The following is a 16,823-nucleotide window of genomic DNA, read 5'->3' on the forward strand; positions in this document are numbered from 1 at the left end:
TATGAACAGGGTAAGGCTGTATTGGGTTTTACAGATTTTGGGCTGGGGAAGCTTTGCCTTTGTAAACGTCTTTTTTGCCTCCTTATCCGAGGGAATTTCTATGATTCAGGCTTGGGCTTTTGTAGCCCTCGCTGCCTACTACTTATTATCCACCCATGCTTTTCGCCATGTAGTAAAATCCTATGAATGGTTTAAGTTGGGGATTTTCAGGTTGTTGATTCAGACCATTGTTGCATTATTGGCGCTTTCGGTTGTCAACGTTTTTGCTCAGATTCTGATCAATATTGCCTTCGGTACGCTCAATCCGGGACAGGACTTTCGTGCTTTGGTGATCGCAGTCAATCTTTTTGTGAGCTTTCTTTACTATGCGTTTTGGTTTTTGCTTTACTTTTTGTTTCACTTTTTGGACAATTACAACAACAGTTTGAAATATGAAGCAAAAATCAATGAGATTAGGCTCAATCACCTGAAAAGCCAACTGAATCCTCACTTCATATTCAATGCACTCAATTCAGTGAGAGCTTTGGTAGATGAAGATCCGAATAAGGCAAAAACAGCAATCACCAGGATCTCCAATATGCTTCGGTTTTCTTTGATGATGGATAAGAAACAAGTGATAGATTTTGCTGATGAATTGTCCACGGTCAAAGATTACCTGGCCTTGGAATCTATCCGCTTTGAAGAACGCCTCGAAGTGATCTATCAGATCGAAGATGAGGCCTATTCGTATAAGATTCCTCCCATGATGCTACAGACTATCGTGGAAAATGCGATTAAGCACGGGATCTCCAATTTGGTAAAAGGAGGACTCATTGAAATCAAATGTAGGGAAGGACTAAATGAAGAATTGTACATTCAGGTAAAGAACAGTGGCTATCTCAATCCGAAGCATACCAAAGGAAAAAGGGAAGAAGGAGGTCATGGGCTGGAAAACACCAAGCAACGACTCAAACTTCTGTATGGAGAACATGCTACCTTCAGGATATTCAATTCGGGTAGCCAATTTGTAATCACAGAAATCAAAATTCCGAAACAAAGAGTTACTTTAGACTAACAAACTCAATAAAAATGAGAGCAATCGTAATCGATGATGAAAGACTTGCCCGTAAGGAACTGATCACCTTGCTGAATCAATTGGAAACCGTAGAAGTAGTCGGGGAAGCCGTCAATGTAGAAGATGCCAAGGAGAAAATCGAGCAACTTCAGCCGGATGTGATTTTCCTGGATATTCAGATGCCCGAAAAGACAGGATTCGATCTTTTGGAGGAGTTGGATCAGGTGCCTCATGTCATTTTTACTACCGCCTATGATGAATACGCCCTGAAGGCCTTTCAGGTAAATGCTTTGGACTACCTGCTAAAACCGGTAGAGCCGAAAAGATTGGAAGAAGCCATCCAAAAATTGCAGGGAAAAATCGAAGGGATCTCCAGACGGGAAGAAGGCGGGGGATTTATCAATCAGAAAAAACTGACGTTGGAAGATCAGGTATTTGTGAAGGATGGAGACCGTTGCTGGTTCGTCAGATTATCCAATGTGAGGTTGTTTGAGTCTGACGGAAATTATATTAAAGTCTATTTTGACAATTTCAAACCTATGATCCATAAATCACTGAATGCCTTGGATGAGCGATTGGATGAAAAGTCTTTTTTCCGCGCCAGCCGCAAGCATATCATCAATTTGGGTTGGGTGGAGGCGATCGAGCCGTGGTTCAACGGAGGTTTGGTCGTGACCCTGAGAGGTGGAGATAGGATCGAAGTCAGCAGAAGACAGGCTGCCCGATTTAAGGAGATGATGAGCCTGTGATCAAATCACGGCAGAATTAGAATATTTTTCATGCCTTCACTCCTGATATTCCTTCCGGAGTGAAGGCCCCGCTCGGGAAAGATCAGAGGAATTGTACAAATCTCACCAGCAGGGTCGATCCGATATTCACACTTTTTAGCCAGGCACTATTTCATAGTCAAAAAAAAGCATTTGGTTTTCCGAATAAAATCAAGAAATTAGGAGGTGAGTAGGCAAAAATGTTGAGTCAACTTTGTTTTTTCACCCCTAATTAAAACCAAATCAATCGCTTAGATTATGAAAGAGGAACGGATCCTTATCGTCGAAGATGATATAAGTATTGCAGAAAACATCCAGGAAATCCTCGAGCTCCTCGGATATGTGAATATTGATATCGCAAATTCTGCCAATCAGTGTATTAAAGTCATCAAAAAATACCGTCCGGATTTGATCTTCATGGATATCAAATTGAAGGGAGACAAAGACGGAATCGAATTGGGCGAGATCATCAAGCAAATGGTTGACGCTCCGCTGGTTTTTGTGACTTCCTACAGTGATCCTACGATTATTGAGAGAGCGAAGAGAATCGCGCCTGCAGGCTTTATTGTAAAGCCCTTCAACACCAATGACATCCATGCCATTGTAGAAATTGTTTTGTACAACAAGCGGACAAAACCCTCCGCCGAAGTAGTGGTAGCCAAGGCTCCCAATGAAAGTCCTTTTCTGGTCAATGATGCCGTATTTATCAAGGCAGACAATGCTTTCGAACGGGTTCAGTACGACGATATTTTCTATGTGGAGGCTAACGGAAATATGGTTACCATTTTCACCAAAAATCGGGACTTCAGTATCCGTAAATCCATGAAGGAAATCGAAGAGATCTTGCCTTCTCAGTTGTTTCTCCGGGTTCAAAAATCCTACATTGTCCATCTGGGTCAGATCGAAAGCTTCAATACCAAGGAAATCACGCTGAAGCAAGGTGCGGTGGTACAGGTGGGGAGACAATATTACAACAGCTTCTTGGCCAAGCTAAATACCATTACTGAAAGTTAACCAATGGGAAATAAGCCCAAGGCGAAATACTATTGAGATAAGCCCTACTGCGTAAGATGAAATAAAAAAGAGGCGGGCAAAACCCGCCTCTTTAGCGTAACCAAACAATCAACCAAATTAACCCTTACGAGTTTATCTTTCAGCAAGTCCCGGGGTCCTGGGACTTTTCGCTTTTGTAGAGGTGTACCTGATGAATTTCAGGATCTGTGTGAGATTCAAATCCGATCTGTGGAGTTGGTTTAGTAGTTTCAAATCGGGCAGTATGCTTTTCGATGCTGGATTCAGCTTTTGCTTTGAGGACGATGGTGATTGCCATAGCGAATCCCAGCGCCGCGCAGACATTTTTTTGGGAAAATAGTGCAGTAGTCATGGCAGTAAAGAAGTTGGTTTGTTTTCGTATACCACATTATGCCAAAAGGCGACCAAACTTTAAAAAGTGCTCCAAATAAGCCAGGGAGCCTTTTTTAGAAAAATGGCTGTACGATACCGTACAGCTATCAGCCATGGGCGGACAAATTCACCGAACAATATTTGGTTGTATCCTTTAAGGGGATTTAACAACATTCTTCCAAAAAAAAGAAAAGCTGCCTATTTGGACTTACCCCCAATAAGTGTCCAACTTTTGGGTGCAAGTCCATATTCGGGGTTCATTTAGGTTCATTTTCTGTGATAAATCACAACAACTCATTCGCCAGATTGGCCAACTCTGACCGTTCCCCTTTCTCCAGCTTGATGTGGGCATAGAGCGGGTGGTCTTTGACCCGGTCGATCAGGTAGGATAAGCCGTTAGACTGCGAATCCAGATAGGGAGTATCGATCTGGAAAACGTCACCGGTAAAGATGATTTTGGTGTTTTCTCCAGCTCGGGAAATGATCGTCTTGATCTCATGCGGAGTCAGGTTTTGCGCCTCATCCACGATAAAGAAGATATTGGAAAGTGAGCGACCTCGGATATAAGCCAGGGGTTGGATGACCAACTTTTCCTGGTTGACCAGTTCGGTGATTTTCTGATACTCCTTGTCCGTCTCCTTGTATTGGTTTTGGATAAACTTCAGGTTGTCCCAAAGTGGCTCCATGTAAGGATTGAGCTTGGACTTAATGTCGCCCGGCAGGTAGCCGATGTCTTTATTGGAAAGTGGAACAATCGGTCTAGCCAAGAAAATCTGCTTATAATCTCTTCGCTGCTCCAAGGCACCGGCCAAAGCCAAAAGCGTTTTACCCGTTCCGGCCACGCCTTGGATAGAAACCAGCTTAATATCCGGATTCATAATGGCATGAAGGGCAAAAGTCTGCTCAGCATTTCGGGGTTTTACATTGTAGGCCAGCCGCTTGTCTACCCGTTCCAGCACATTTTGATCCGCATTGAAATAGGCCAATACAGAATTTTTCTCGCTTTTGAGAATGTAGTAGGCGTTTGCTTTTCTTTTTCGGGTTCCCAAAATAGCCTTGGCCTCAATGAATCCCTGTTCGTAGAGTTTATTGATTGCTCCGGGATCTACGTCATCGAGTATGTATTTTCCTGTATTCTCGAGTTCGGTAATATTCTTGATTTTACCCGTCTCATAATCTTCCGCGTGTACATTGAGCGACTTGGCTTTGAGGCGGAGGTTGATGTCTTTGGAGACCAAGATGACCTTACGAGACTTCTCGGTTTCCATGAGATGGACCGCGACATTGAGGATTTTGTTGTCATTTTTTTCCTCTCCAAAGATTTTGATGGCATTGTTTTCATTTTCAGGATGATGCATCATCACTTTGAAAAAGCCCTTGGTCTTCCCATTGAGCGGGGTCCACTGATCGATCCGCTGATCCTGTGACAACTTATCGAGCAGACGGATAAACTCCCGGGCCTCGAAGTTTTTGGTGTCGTTGCCTTTCTTGAACTGGTCAAGCTCCTCAAGCACTGTGATGGGAATCACTACATCGTGCTCAGCAAAATTCATGATGGAGTTGTGTGCATAAAGGATCACGGAGGTGTCCAGCACGAAGATTTTCCGATCTTTATCGGACTTGGCTCTAGGCATGCGCAGGAAAATTGTAGTGGTGTAGTGAATTTAAATTAGAAAAATATCCTCATCAATGGCTAAGAACTTGTAATAAAAAATGATTAAGAAGTTTCAGGAATAGATAGTGGATTGAAAATCAATTTGATAAAAACTGAGTATTATCAAATCTCCAAATGAAATCTCTGCTGACAATTCATTCGGTATAGTTTTTTTCTAAATCTTGGAAATCGGCAAAAGGATAGCAAATCGGGTGGTCAGTGCTTCTTTATGAGTTAGGAATTTGTTTGCGAGAACTATCCCAAACTCGATTCGAAAGATGGTCTGGCTGAATCATTACTCTGTTTGAGCATTTTGCTCATGGGCAATTCAGCAGGTGGTTTTTTGGATTAAAAAACTATTACGATGAAGATTGGGAAAATTGCTCTCTATCTCAATCCCAAATAGTAGGAGTGAATTCGGTCTAGTGTCTCTGTAAGATTTGCTGGGGGACTGTGACCGATTAATTGATGCGCTTTTACCGTGTTTGCCAGCTTTTCTCCACCTTCCATATAAAGGTTACCGTATTTTTTCATCGGATCGACAAACTTAATCGATGATTGACTTTGAGTGAGAAGTTTGATCTTTTCCGCAAGGGCGAGGATGGTAGTCCGATTGTGGAGATTTCCAATGTTTAGCGTTTCGCCTGACAAACTGCTTTCTTGAAAAGCTACCAAGGCGAGCACGAAGTCTTTTACATCGCAAAAGCTCCGTTCTTGGGTTCCATCACCAAAAACCTCCAATGTGCTATTGGATAGGCAAGCCTCAAAAAACCGCGGCACCACAAAACCCAGTTTTGAGGATTGCTCCTCACCGATCAGGTTGAATGGCCGGCAAATGTTGAAATCCAAGTTTTTGGAAATACCCATGTTGCGAACCAAGACTTCCCCGGCATACTTTCCGATGGCATATTCTATTCTAGCTCCGTGATGCACGTTGAGTGTGATTTCAGTTTCTTCGTGTTGGTTGGGCGAGGCATAATATATTTCTGAGGAGGAAGTGTACATCAATCGAGCTTGGCATTTCAAAGCGACTTCTGTGGCCTTCTCAGCGAGGTCAACAATTTGCTTTGCGATTTTCCCAGATTTAGCAAGAATCCCAATCGCACCTACTGGACTCGCCAAATGATAGACGTCGTCAAATTTCCTTCCCTCGGGCTCGAATTGCAGAAAGTTTTCAATTATTACTTCCACATTTTTACCGATTTCTGTTGCAGCAGAGGCGATCAATTCACTTCCAGAAAGATCGTCTATGACCGTAAGCTGATATTTATTGGGTACCGTCAGAAAATGCCGGATCAGATGTCTGCCGATAAATCCAAGCCCACCTGTGATTAATACTTTTCTCATTCTAGCAAAATCTTAAAATTTGAAACCCCTCTGCGTAAAGGTAATTAGACTGCTTTCCCCGGATTTGGGCCATACTTCTAAGAACTTGAGGAGATCTGTGACCTCTCACTTGGGATGCATATAATTCGTAAGCTTCGAGTTTTTTTTCCAAGTCTAGCTCCTTGAAATATACCGGACTAAACGAATCGACTGGCCAAAGTAATGTTTGGGGTTGTTCATAAACGAGAACATTCTTTACAAAAAAATTCTGGTCATGAGGCCTTGCTGCACAGTGGGCTGCTTCATATGCTGCCCGATGATCCTGATTATAAGACTTTGAAGGGATCAGCAGAAACTCCGGTTTTAGGTCATTAATGTAGGATTCGATCGGTGAGATCAAATCTGCACATTGATAATGATTGACTTCAAAATCCAGCACTGCATATTGGAAACCCACTTTTTCGGCTACACGGGCGAGTTCTATTTTTCTTTCTTCTGCACTGATATAGGATCTGTTTTCCACACCCAAATAGACCACAAATGTGGTTTCATTCAAAAAAGTAAAAGCGCCCAAGACTTCGTCGTCAATGTGGGGTGAAATGATTAGGTTTCGGACTTTCTCCATCTAAAAGTTCTTTAAATATTTGTTCGTAGGCCTGAGCCACATTTTTCCAAGAATAAAATGACTTCGCTTTTTTCAAATTAGTAGCTAAAAATGGATGATCCATTTGTTTCCTAGGTGCTGTCTTAATGAGTTTAACGATATCAGCCTCCGTAGAAAAGTAGCCTCCATTCTTGCCCAATATCAGTCTATTAAAATCATTATCATGCGCGTAAATCAAACAGTACCCTCCCATAGCTTCCAATAGTGAAGGATTGGTTCCTCCCACACAGTGGCCATGGAAGTAAAAGTTACTGAAAAAGCGCAAAGCAGACAATTTCTCGCGATTGAAAATGCCATCCGTAAACTGAATCAGCGGATGGTTGCCGTAGGTTTGCAAGAGGTATTTGCCAAACTTGGTAGTCGTACTTCCGGTTATTACGAATTTATTTTTCAAATCTCCTGCGGCGATCGTGGCTTTGATGATCATCTCGATGTTGTTTTCGGGTTCGAGACGGGCGACCATTAGATTGTATTCAAAGGGCGTTAAACCAAATTCGGCAATAGTCTCGGGACTTGGTTCCTGCTCAATGGAATAGGTGCCATAAGGAATAAATACGGAGTCTTTTTCATAAGTGTCCAGGATAAAATTCCGGATTGCCAGTGAGTCTGACACTAGAAAATGACTGGAGTGAACCGCCCATTTCTCTGCTTGCTTGAGAAATGCTTTTACCGCGGAATTCCATTTTGATCTTTTCCATTCCAAACCGTCCATATTGGTGATAATTATGGACTTGCGCTTTGGCAAAAGCCAACTCCAAATGGAGCTGCTAGTATAGCCCACCTGCAGAATGATATCAAAGTTTTGCTTTCGTGAGTCTAAAATACATAAGAGATCATAGATGAATTGTCCGGCAGGACCTAGGTATTTTTCAGGATTGAGATGCCTGGATAGCCGGACACCTTGGAAGTTATTTCCCTTAAAGGGGTGATCGCTACTTTGGTATACCGTGATATTAAATCCCTGTTTGACAAGTTCGAGAGACAGATGTTCTGCAAATTCCTCTATGCCCCCGTAGGCATTTGGGATTCCGCGCGTACCTAGAATTGCTATTTTCACCGTATCGTAATTTTTAGGATTTCTTCAATTGTAGCTAGCAGTTTTTCTTTGAATTTTTCGGAGGAAAAATCTTCTAGCACTTTTTTCTTTGCTTCAATCCCCATCGCTTTTCTTGTGTTCTCATTTTGAAGTAAAGGGAGAATGATGTCAGCAGCTGCTTTTGATTCATGGATCGGAATAAAGAGGCCGGATACATGCTCTTCCAGCATTTCTAAAGCTCCACCCTGCCGGGTAGAGATGATGGCTTTTCCTTGCTGCATAGCTTCCAGAATGACTGTTGGGAAGGAGTCAGGCAAAGTCGATGGGAGAATAAACAGGTCTAATGCCTCCAAAATATCCGAGATATCCCGACGATAGCCTAAATCAATAATAGAATCTTTAATTCCTAGGTTATCTTTCAAAAGATTAAGCTCATCATAAAGGTCTTCATTACCCGGATACACGTCTCCTACCATTATAAACTTTAAGTCTTGGTCGTGTTTTAAAAGTTCATAGGCGATTTTAAGGAAATAATCCTGTCCTTTTAAATAACTAACTCGCCCGATCATGCCGATGACCAAAGCAGATGGGGGTAGCCCTAGCTCTTCGCGTATTTTAAAGAGAGAAGGAGAAGTTCTTGGCAGTGGAATTCCATTGTAAATTCTGTAGAAATTGGTTGATCCCTCCTTTGCCCAAAACGATTTTACCGCTTCTGAGACGACAATGTTATAGCCAAACTGCCAGTTGAGCAGTCTGTGGTAAACGGAGTAAAAATAATCCGGCTTTCTGATGATTTCGTGAATATGCCAGACATGGATGACACCTGAAAAGAAAGCTGCGAAAATACCAACAAGCACCCCCAAACCATTTGAATACACTATTCCTATTTTTCGCCTTTTAATCAAGAGGATCAGTTTGAAAAGAGCCGTAATGAAATAATAAGTTCGATTGATCAGTCCAAAAAATGTCACGTATTGCCTCCGAAGAATTGCAAGATTCATGATCTCCGTACTGATATTTTCTTTTTGGAACTCTTCGATAATAGGGCCTTGTAAAGAAAAAATGACATGAATCGGGTAGCCATGATTTTTTAAGTGTTTGGCAGTTTCGAGAAGGATCAAGTTTGACCCGTAAAAATCCGCTCCTTGGCTTAAAAATAAAATGGGACGACGCAGCCGAGACATCTTTGGTTTCTAAGGGTTAAAAAAAGGCCTTTTAAGAAGAAGCGTTGGAAACTTTGATTCCAGGAATTAAATCAAGTTACCCAAAAAATAAGACAAAAGACCTATTCATCTTTGGAAGACAATTAAAAGGAAATTTGAAAGGGTTATATCCTAAAAACCACCCGTCCTCAGGTGGTTGGACATTCTTCTTTCCTATTTCCAATTTATTTTCTTATTGCTCTTAATTTGAAACTTCTGCCCTTAATCCAACAACCCTCGGATATCCTCGTTATCCAATGACTTCATGAAGCTCTCTTCGTTGGAGATCAGTTCTCCCGCCAGAGCAAGCTTCCTGTCCTGAAGAGCCATGATTTTTTCTTCGACAGAGCCTCGGGTAATGAATTTATAGATGATGACTTTATTTTCTTGTCCGATTCGGTGGGCTCGGTCGATGGCCTGGGCTTCTACGGCAGGGTTCCACCAGGGATCCAGCAAAAACACATATTCTGCTTTGGTGAGGTTTAGGCCTACTCCACCGGCTTTCAGGGAAATCAGAAAGACTTTGACCTCGGGGTCATTTTGGAACTTCTCGACCTGTGCCTGACGGTCTTTGGTAGAGCCGTCGAGATAGGCATAAGGGATTTTTTCTTTGTCCAAAAACTCCCTGACAATGGACAAATGACGGACAAACTGGCTAAAAACAAGTACTTTGTGGTCTTCTGAAATGGTCTCCTGCAGCATGTACCTGATGTCTTCTTGCTTACCAGACTCGTCTTTGTAGTCTTCTCGCACCAATTTGGGGTGATTGGCAATTTGTCTAAGTTGGGTAAGACCTCGGAGAAGCATAAACTGCTGACTGCCTCTTCCCATTCCATCAAATTCCCCGATGATTTTTTCTCGGTAATAGGTTTTTACTTCCTCGTATACCTTTTCCTGTTCGGTGGTCATATCCGAATACTTCACGTTGGTGAGCTTCTCTGGAAGGTCCTTGGCTACCTGAGATTTTAACCTTCTCAGAATAAAAGGCTTGATCATCGCATGGAGGCGGGAAGCTTTGGTCTTGTCGTTTTGTTTTTCGATGGGCTGAAGAAACTGCTTTTTGAAAATATTCTGGTTTCCCAGCAGGCCTGGATTCACAAAGTTCATTTGAGACCAGAGATCCATCGTGCCATTTTCTACCGGGGTACCGGTAAGGATCAGACGTCTTTTGCTTTTCAGCTTATTTACCGCCATGGCAATGTTGGAGGTGGGGTTTTTGATGGCTTGAGACTCGTCCAAGATCACATAGTTGAAATAGAAGTCTTTCAACACATCCACATCCAGTCGTACAATGCCATAAGATGTCAACACGACATCGTACCCACGAAACTTCCATGGATCTTTGATTCGCTGCGTACCGGAGTAGACTAGGATTTTGAGGTCGGGGGTAAATTTGCGCGCTTCCAGTTCCCAGTTGTAGATTAGGGAAGTTGGCATAACCAGAAGGGAGGCAAATCCCGGATTTTCTTCTTTTTCGTGAGCCAAAAGTGCCAGCGTTTGGACGGTTTTTCCAAGACCCATGTCATCGGCGAGGCAGCCACCAAACTGGTATTCGTTGAGGAAGCGGAGCCAATTGTACCCGGCATGTTGATAGGGTCTCAAAGAACCTTGGAACGAAGATGGAATCTCATAGTCCTCGATGGCATCAAAATTCCGAAGGCGCTCGAGTTTTAAACTGAGATTGAGCCGGATCAGCTCTCCATTCTGCAGTTCCCGGGCGAATGCCAGGTGGTGTTTTCTCAAGACCAATTCCTCTGCGGAACGTTCTTCAATGAAATTGAAGAGTTCGGAATAGTTGACAAACCAGGAAGCCGGAATTACTGCAATTTCACCATTGGGAAGTTCAAATTCATGTTTTCCTTGGATGATCATCTTTCGGAGCTTCGCAAAAGGGACCAGGTAAATTCCGAATTTGATCAGGGCTTTGACATCAAACCAATCGATGCTTTCATTGACTTCAATCGTGATTTGTGCTTTTCCGATATGGTAAGTTTTACCGTTTAGTCCATTTCTCTGGACAATTTTGATCTTATGTTCTTCTAGGTAATCTTCATGATTTCCAAGCCATTCGAATGCTTGGGTTTTGGGCATGGCCATTTTTCCATGGATAAAGGTCAGCCCCTTCTTTTTCATCAGGGTCAGGTACCTGTCCTCAACCTTGGCGGTACGGACGGTTTTATAGAAAGTATATAGTCCGTCTTTTTCTTCAAACCTGCAGGAATTGCCATTGCTCTCCCCATCATTGGCCAAGACACCAAAATCGTATTCCCCATACTTAAACCTGGGTTCCAATACGATGATGTCTTCGGAAGTATCCTCTATTTCCTCCCCAAAAAGATTACCGGTCGCAGTACCTCCGGCGAGCTCACTGATGGCAAGCAAGGCTTCGGGAGTCCCCTGTTCGGTATGGATCTCAAAGCCCTTTCCCACCACTTCGAATTGGGTAATGAGGGAGGTGACAAATTTTCGGTAATACTCCGGCTCAAACCTACGCTCGATCATGATGGAGTTTTTGTTGAGAAAAGGCTGAAGTTTTTTGCCGTCAATTCCCTTTTCAAAGTGGAAAAGTTGCTCGTCCACAATCAGCCAAGCCGGGTCTTTGCAGACCAGATAGCCTCCTTTATGCTGCCAGTTGAGCTTTTGTCCACGAAATTTTACCGTAGGATAATATTGGGTATTGTATTCTCCTTTGTCAAAATGAAAAATGACAGTAGCCCGTTCCGCGTGTACTTTGATTTCTTTGCCCGTAGGATTGCCATCGGAGGCAGTTTCAAAAAGTCTTTTTCCGATCAAAAGCGGCAAAATCTTAGCCCGCTTGATCTCCAGGTTTTTGAATAGAAGTTCCTGTATGGTTTTGTCCTCTGTTTTGGGATCGAAGATTTTGCGGAGAAATTCCTTTGGTTTCAGGTTCCCTTTTTTCATATAGGGCTTTACCACCACATCCTGTTGCATCGCATCCATCAACCGGATCAATTCATAATCCGTCTTGTCAAGGCCAGAATCAAATTCCTTGGCATTGGCAAAACTTATGTTTTGATAGGCAAAAGTTAGTCTCCCTTTATCATCAACAGGGACTACGTAGGACTCAAAAAGTAATCCTAAATATTCATGACTGAAAATAGAATAAACAATTTGAAAAGGCAGTTCTGGATTTACAATCATACTATTTTACTACGCTATATATAGTCAGAGAAATATATATTTATTGACTATACCGTGTGGGTTGGTTCTTTTTAGGTATACAAAAGGAAAATTACTTAAAAAGATCATGCAATGGCAAAAACAAAGGGGATATTTTGATTTCTTTAAAAAAAACAGGCCTTTCCGTTTTTCGAAAAGGCCTTATGAGTTGATTTTTTTGTCGATTTAGGAATTTACCTCCGTGTTTTCCTTGGTTTGAGGAAGGGGCTTTTCGGGGAAAAATCTATTCTGAAAAACCAGGATAATCGCCACTCCTATAAATATGGAGGCATCGGCAACATTGAAAATGGGCCAAAGTGCGGTGTAGCTTCCTCCCCAAAGAGGTACCCACTCCGGAATATAGCCTTCCCAAATATCAAAGTAAAACATATCCACCACCTGTCCATGAAACCATGGCGTGGGAGCATTGTAGGGCGCATTATCCAGCCAAACTCCATAAAACACCGAATCAACCAAGTTGCCAATGGCTCCACCCAGAATCATGGCAATACATAAAATATACACCGGATGGTTGTTTTTTTCGATGATGTAATGGAGGTAATACCCAATCCCTACCATAGCCACCAAGCGGAAAGAAGTGAGAATCATTTTTCCGTATTCTGAGCCCAACTCCATACCGAAGGCCATTCCAGGATTGGTCGTGTAATGAAGCTTAAACCAGTCTCCGAAAATCGGAATCTGGCCCGGGGTTCCAAAATCCATCTGAAAATGCACCAACATTTTCACCACCTGATCGATGGCAATGACCAATAGGGCAATTCCAAAGTATTTGATATAATTATTCATGTTAGAGGGCTTAGGCCTTGACCACTTTTACTGCCAATTCAAAATCGTCCATATCCAGAAGGGTGGCATTGTCCAAATCTTGACTTGCCTCAAGTTTCAAGGCTTGGGTTTCGGCCTGAATATACTCTCCAAAATTGGCAATAGCGGCATTGACTAAGTCATTTCCGTCAGCTACCTGAATGGTGATTTTATCCTGAACCTCGAGTCCCATGTCTTTTCGTAGATTTTGGATGCGATTGACCAAATCACGGGCGACACCTTCTTGCTTGAGTTCATCAGTCAGATGCACATCCAGTGCCACGGTGAGACCTTGGTCCGAAGCCACAGACCAGCCGGGAATATCCTGAGTGGTGATCAGCACTTCTTCCAGGAGAATATCCATGGGTTCGTTTTCTACCTTGACCTCCAGTTTTCCTTCCCGTTCCAATTGGGCAATTTCTGCCTGACTCCAAGCGCTGATGGATGCATTGACCAGGCGGAGTTTTGGTCCCAATTTTTTACCCAATACAGGCAGATTGGGTTTTACATTTTTGACAAAAATGCCCGATGCATCGTCCAAGTATTCTACCTCCTTGATATTGACTTCGGTTTTGATCAGCTCTTCGACATGCTCGATTTGAGCTTGGACTTTTTTGGATAGCACGGGCACCAAAATACGCTGAAGTGGCTGACGGACTTTGAGCTTTTCCTTTTTGCGCAGCGAGTGCACCAAGGAAGAAATATTCTGAGCCAAGTCCATGCTGGCTTCCAGATCGGTATTGATCAAGGAAGTGTCCGCTGAAATCCAATCGGTCAGGTGCACGGATTCTTTACCGCTTTCACCTGCTTCGGTCAAATTTTTATACATCCAATCTGCATAGAATGGCGCGAAAGACGACATCAGCTGGGAAAGGGAAAGCAGACATTCGTAGAGTGTCTCGTAAGCGGCCTGCTTGTCGGCGCTCATTTCTCCTCTCCAGAATCGCTTTCTGGCCAGTCTTACGTACCAGTTGGACAGTTGATCCACGGTAAAGTTCATGATTGCACGGGTGGCCTTGGTCGCATCGTAGTTGTCCATGGCTTCCTCTACCTCTGCGATTAAAGACTGTAGCTTGGAGATAATCCACTGATCGAGTTCGGCCCGCTCGCTCACAGATACCGACTTGGATTTGTCATAGACAAAGGCATCCAAATTGGCATAGAGCGCAAAGAAATTATACGTATTCTGAAGCGTACCAAAGAAGCGACGCTGCACTTCGGTCACGCCATCCAAGTTAAATTTGAGGTTGTCCCAAGGATTGGCATTGCTCAGCATGTACCAGCGCAAAGCATCCGGACCGTATTCTTTCAAGGTTTTGAACGGATCAATGGCATTGCCCAAACGCTTGGACATTTTGTTGCCGTTTTTGTCTAGAACCAGTCCGTTGGCGATTACATTTTTGAAAGCCACGCTATCAAAGAGCATCACGGCAATCGCATGCAGGGTAAAGAACCAGCCTCGGGTCTGATCCACGCCTTCGGCGATGTAATCTGCAGGATAGTTTGCCTCGAAAATATCTTGGTTCTCGAATGGATAGTGCCACTGGGCATACGGCATCGCTCCTGAGTCAAACCAAACGTCGATCAAGTCCGGCTCCCGGAACATTTTCTGTCCTTTGTCCGAAACCAATATTACATCATCTACATAAGGTCTGTGTAGATCGAGTTCCTTGCCTTCGTAAGGAGACTTGGCCATAAATCCAGCTGCTACGGATTTTTCGATCTCGGCATTCAGCTCGGCGATAGATCCGATGCATTTTTCTTCCGTGCCATCGCTGGTTCTCCAGATCGGAAGCGGCGTACCCCAGAATCGGGAACGGCTGAGGTTCCAATCCACGAGATTCTCCAGCCAGTTGCCAAAGCGGCCGGTGCCTGTTGCCTCGGGCTTCCAGTTGATGGTTTTGTTGAGTTCCACCATGCGGTCTTTGAAGGCCGTGGTTTTGATAAACCAGCTTTCCAGCGGGTAGTACAATACCGGCTTGTCGGTCCTCCAACAGTGTGGGTAACTGTGCTCGTATTTTTCGACCTTGAAGGCCTTGTTTTCATTTTTGAGAATGATGGAGATGATCACATCGGTATTTTTGTAATCCGCTGCGCTCTCGTCATCATTTGTATAATTTTTGACATAGAAGTCATTTACCCCGTAAGCTTTGTGCGCGGTGATGCCATGCTCCTGCATTTTGGCAGCGAGGTATTCACCCACCACAGGGAGGAACTTTCCTTGCTTGTCCACGACCGGAATGTCATTTCCGAGTTCATCCTGCACAAATACACCCGGTACATTATTCTGCACCAAGGTTCTAAAGTCATCTGCACCGAATGCTTTGGCTAAGTGGACGATACCCGTACCGTCCTCGGTGGTCACATAGTCACCCGCTATCACGGTAAAGGCTGGGTGTGGTAAAGCAATACCCGCTATCGGGAAGAGCTGCTCATATTCCCAACCCAGCATGGATTTTCCTTTGAACTCTTCGATCACCTCGTAAGGGATCAACTTGTCTCCGGCTTTGTAATCTTCCAGCTTCAATTCAGCTGCCTTTGGATTGAGGTAAGCCGCCATTCGGGCTTTCGCCAAAATCACATTTGCCGGTTCGTGGGTGTAAGGATTGAAAGTTTTCACTTTCACGTAATCCAGGTTTTCACCGATCGCCAAGGCCGAGTTGGATGGCAAGGTCCATGGTGTGGTCGTCCAAGCGAGAATGTAGGTGTTTTCTTCTCCTTTTAGCCTAAACTGGGCAGTGATCGAAGTGTCTTTGACATCCTTGTAAGTGCCCGGCTGATTCAGTTCGTGTGAACTTAATCCCGTACCTGCAGCTGGAGAATAGGGTTGTATGGTGTAGCCTTTGTAAAGGAGGCCTTTGTCATAAAGCTTCCTCAGCAAATGCCAAAGTGATTCGATATAGTTGGAATCAAACGTAATGTATGGATCATCGAGGTCTACCCAATAGCCGATTTTCTCAGTCAGGTCATCCCATTCGTTTTTGAAGCGCATGACCGTTTCCCGGCACTTGCGGTTGTATTCCTCGACGGTTATTTTTTTGCCAATATCCTCTTTGGTGATGCCCAGTTCCTTTTCCACCTGAAGTTCAACCGGAAGACCATGGGTATCCCAACCGCCTTTTCGCTTTACCTGAAAGCCTTTCAGGGTCTTGTATCGGCAGAAAATATCCTTCAGCGTCCGGGCCATCACATGGTGAATCCCGGGAGTGCCATTGGCCGAAGGCGGGCCTTCAAAAAAGGTGAAGGTTTCTGCCCCTTCTCGGTTGGCAATGGACTTTTCGAAGATTTGATTTTCTTTCCAATACTGAAGGACAGATTCTCCGATATGCGGATAATCGACCTGTTTGAATTCCTGATACGTTTTCACAAGTTCCTTTCTTAGGGGCGAGTAGACGAGAAAAGAGGATGGGGTCGCCCCATCCTGCTCAAAACAAGGCACAAAGATAGCAGAATTGGGCTTTTGGGGGAGAATGAATTTCAAAATCAGAATGAACCCCCTTGAAAATTAAACTGCCAGACCTTCCGTTTAGGTCGATTTGTTGAAAATTCCATCAAATGAATCAGATGGGAATTGGGAAAAGTGTGGGGATCACTGTCGGAATTTGACTGATGGCGACGCTCATTCTTTTCGCTCCATTTTCCAATTTTAAAGAATTGTTTCCCGCTTTAAGCTTTCATGAAGAATGGTCTGAATGTTAATTTTTAACAAAT

Annotated in this window: 12 protein-coding genes; 3 read left to right on the forward strand and 9 right to left on the reverse strand. The window is 43.6% G+C overall.

Annotated elements, in window-relative coordinates; genetic code table 11:
* The first annotated feature begins 1 nt into the window (after position 1).
* The 3 genes from CLV31_RS04165 to CLV31_RS04175 all read left to right on the forward strand — a co-directional run bounded on the left by CLV31_RS04165 (position 2) and on the right by CLV31_RS04175 (position 2,835).
* The gene (locus CLV31_RS04165) at positions 2-1,054 is read left to right on the forward strand and encodes a sensor histidine kinase (RefSeq protein WP_111391602.1); all 1,053 of its coding nucleotides are present in this window, start codon (positions 2-4) and stop codon (positions 1,052-1,054) included.
* A gap of 14 nt (positions 1,055-1,068) precedes the next feature.
* On the forward strand, positions 1,069-1,803 hold the full coding sequence (locus CLV31_RS04170; protein ID WP_111391603.1) for a LytR/AlgR family response regulator transcription factor: 735 nt from the start codon (positions 1,069-1,071) through the stop codon (positions 1,801-1,803).
* Positions 1,804-2,079: 276 nt separating this feature from the next.
* Positions 2,080-2,835 (forward strand): LytR/AlgR family response regulator transcription factor, encoded by a 756-nt coding sequence (locus CLV31_RS04175; protein ID WP_111391604.1) that lies wholly within the window; start codon positions 2,080-2,082, stop codon positions 2,833-2,835.
* A 139-nt stretch (positions 2,836-2,974) separates the two neighbouring features.
* On the opposite strand, the gene CLV31_RS04180 is transcribed toward CLV31_RS04175, so the two are convergent.
* The 9 genes from CLV31_RS04180 to ileS all read right to left on the reverse strand — a co-directional run bounded on the left by CLV31_RS04180 (position 2,975) and on the right by ileS (position 16,479).
* Complete coding sequence (locus CLV31_RS04180; RefSeq protein ID WP_111391605.1) at positions 2,975-3,205, reverse strand: hypothetical protein; 231 nt, start codon at positions 3,203-3,205, stop codon at positions 2,975-2,977.
* A 304-nt stretch (positions 3,206-3,509) separates the two neighbouring features.
* Entirely contained in the window at positions 3,510-4,859 is a 1,350-nt protein-coding gene (locus CLV31_RS04185; protein WP_111391606.1) for a PhoH family protein, read from the reverse strand.
* 407 nt (positions 4,860-5,266) lie between these two features.
* Positions 5,267-6,226, reverse strand: coding sequence for an NAD-dependent epimerase/dehydratase family protein (locus CLV31_RS04190; RefSeq protein ID WP_111391607.1), 960 nt, complete (start codon positions 6,224-6,226; stop codon positions 5,267-5,269).
* Position 6,227: 1 nt separating this feature from the next.
* Positions 6,228-6,830 carry a PIG-L deacetylase family protein gene (locus CLV31_RS04195; protein WP_111391608.1) on the reverse strand — a complete coding sequence of 201 codons (603 nt, stop codon included), beginning with the start codon at positions 6,828-6,830 and terminating at the stop codon, positions 6,228-6,230.
* A complete protein-coding gene (locus tag CLV31_RS04200) occupies positions 6,790-7,926 on the reverse strand; it encodes a DUF1972 domain-containing protein (RefSeq protein ID WP_111391609.1) in 1,137 nt (378 codons plus the stop codon). Before CLV31_RS04200 ends, CLV31_RS04195 begins: the two co-directional genes overlap by 41 nt.
* A complete protein-coding gene (locus tag CLV31_RS04205) occupies positions 7,923-9,089 on the reverse strand; it encodes a glycosyltransferase family 4 protein (protein ID WP_111391610.1) in 1,167 nt (388 codons plus the stop codon). The genes CLV31_RS04200 and CLV31_RS04205 overlap by 4 nt, the downstream gene beginning before the upstream one ends.
* Positions 9,090-9,329: 240 nt before the next feature.
* Entirely contained in the window at positions 9,330-12,269 is a 2,940-nt protein-coding gene (locus tag CLV31_RS04210) for a DEAD/DEAH box helicase (protein ID WP_111391611.1), read from the reverse strand.
* A gap of 204 nt (positions 12,270-12,473) precedes the next feature.
* Positions 12,474-13,094, reverse strand: coding sequence for a lipoprotein signal peptidase (locus CLV31_RS04215; protein WP_111391612.1), 621 nt, complete (start codon positions 13,092-13,094; stop codon positions 12,474-12,476).
* A 10-nt stretch (positions 13,095-13,104) separates the two neighbouring features.
* Complete coding sequence (ileS, locus tag CLV31_RS04220; RefSeq protein ID WP_111391681.1) at positions 13,105-16,479, reverse strand: isoleucine--tRNA ligase; 3,375 nt, start codon at positions 16,477-16,479, stop codon at positions 13,105-13,107.
* Positions 16,480-16,823 lie beyond the last annotated feature (344 nt).

The organism is Algoriphagus aquaeductus, from assembly GCF_003253485.1.
Classification (GTDB): Bacteria; Bacteroidota; Bacteroidia; order Cytophagales; family Cyclobacteriaceae; genus Algoriphagus; species Algoriphagus aquaeductus.

What these genes read in the sequence shown, in the direction of transcription:
- CLV31_RS04165 (WP_111391602.1), top strand. Translation starts at nt 2, where the DNA reads ATGAACAGGGTAAGGCTGTATTGGGTTTTACAGATTTTGGGCTGGGGA.
- CLV31_RS04170 (WP_111391603.1), top strand. Translation starts at nt 1,069, where the DNA reads ATGAGAGCAATCGTAATCGATGATGAAAGACTTGCCCGTAAGGAACTG.
- CLV31_RS04175 (WP_111391604.1), top strand. Translation starts at nt 2,080, where the DNA reads ATGAAAGAGGAACGGATCCTTATCGTCGAAGATGATATAAGTATTGCA.
- CLV31_RS04180 (WP_111391605.1), bottom strand. Translation starts at nt 3,205, where the DNA reads ATGACTACTGCACTATTTTCCCAAAAAAATGTCTGCGCGGCGCTGGGA.
- CLV31_RS04185 (WP_111391606.1), bottom strand. Translation starts at nt 4,859, where the DNA reads ATGCCTAGAGCCAAGTCCGATAAAGATCGGAAAATCTTCGTGCTGGAC.
- CLV31_RS04190 (WP_111391607.1), bottom strand. Translation starts at nt 6,226, where the DNA reads ATGAGAAAAGTATTAATCACAGGTGGGCTTGGATTTATCGGCAGACAT.
- CLV31_RS04195 (WP_111391608.1), bottom strand. Translation starts at nt 6,830, where the DNA reads ATGGAGAAAGTCCGAAACCTAATCATTTCACCCCACATTGACGACGAA.
- CLV31_RS04205 (WP_111391610.1), bottom strand. Translation starts at nt 9,089, where the DNA reads ATGTCTCGGCTGCGTCGTCCCATTTTATTTTTAAGCCAAGGAGCGGAT.
- CLV31_RS04210 (WP_111391611.1), bottom strand. Translation starts at nt 12,269, where the DNA reads ATGATTGTAAATCCAGAACTGCCTTTTCAAATTGTTTATTCTATTTTC.
- CLV31_RS04215 (WP_111391612.1), bottom strand. Translation starts at nt 13,094, where the DNA reads ATGAATAATTATATCAAATACTTTGGAATTGCCCTATTGGTCATTGCC.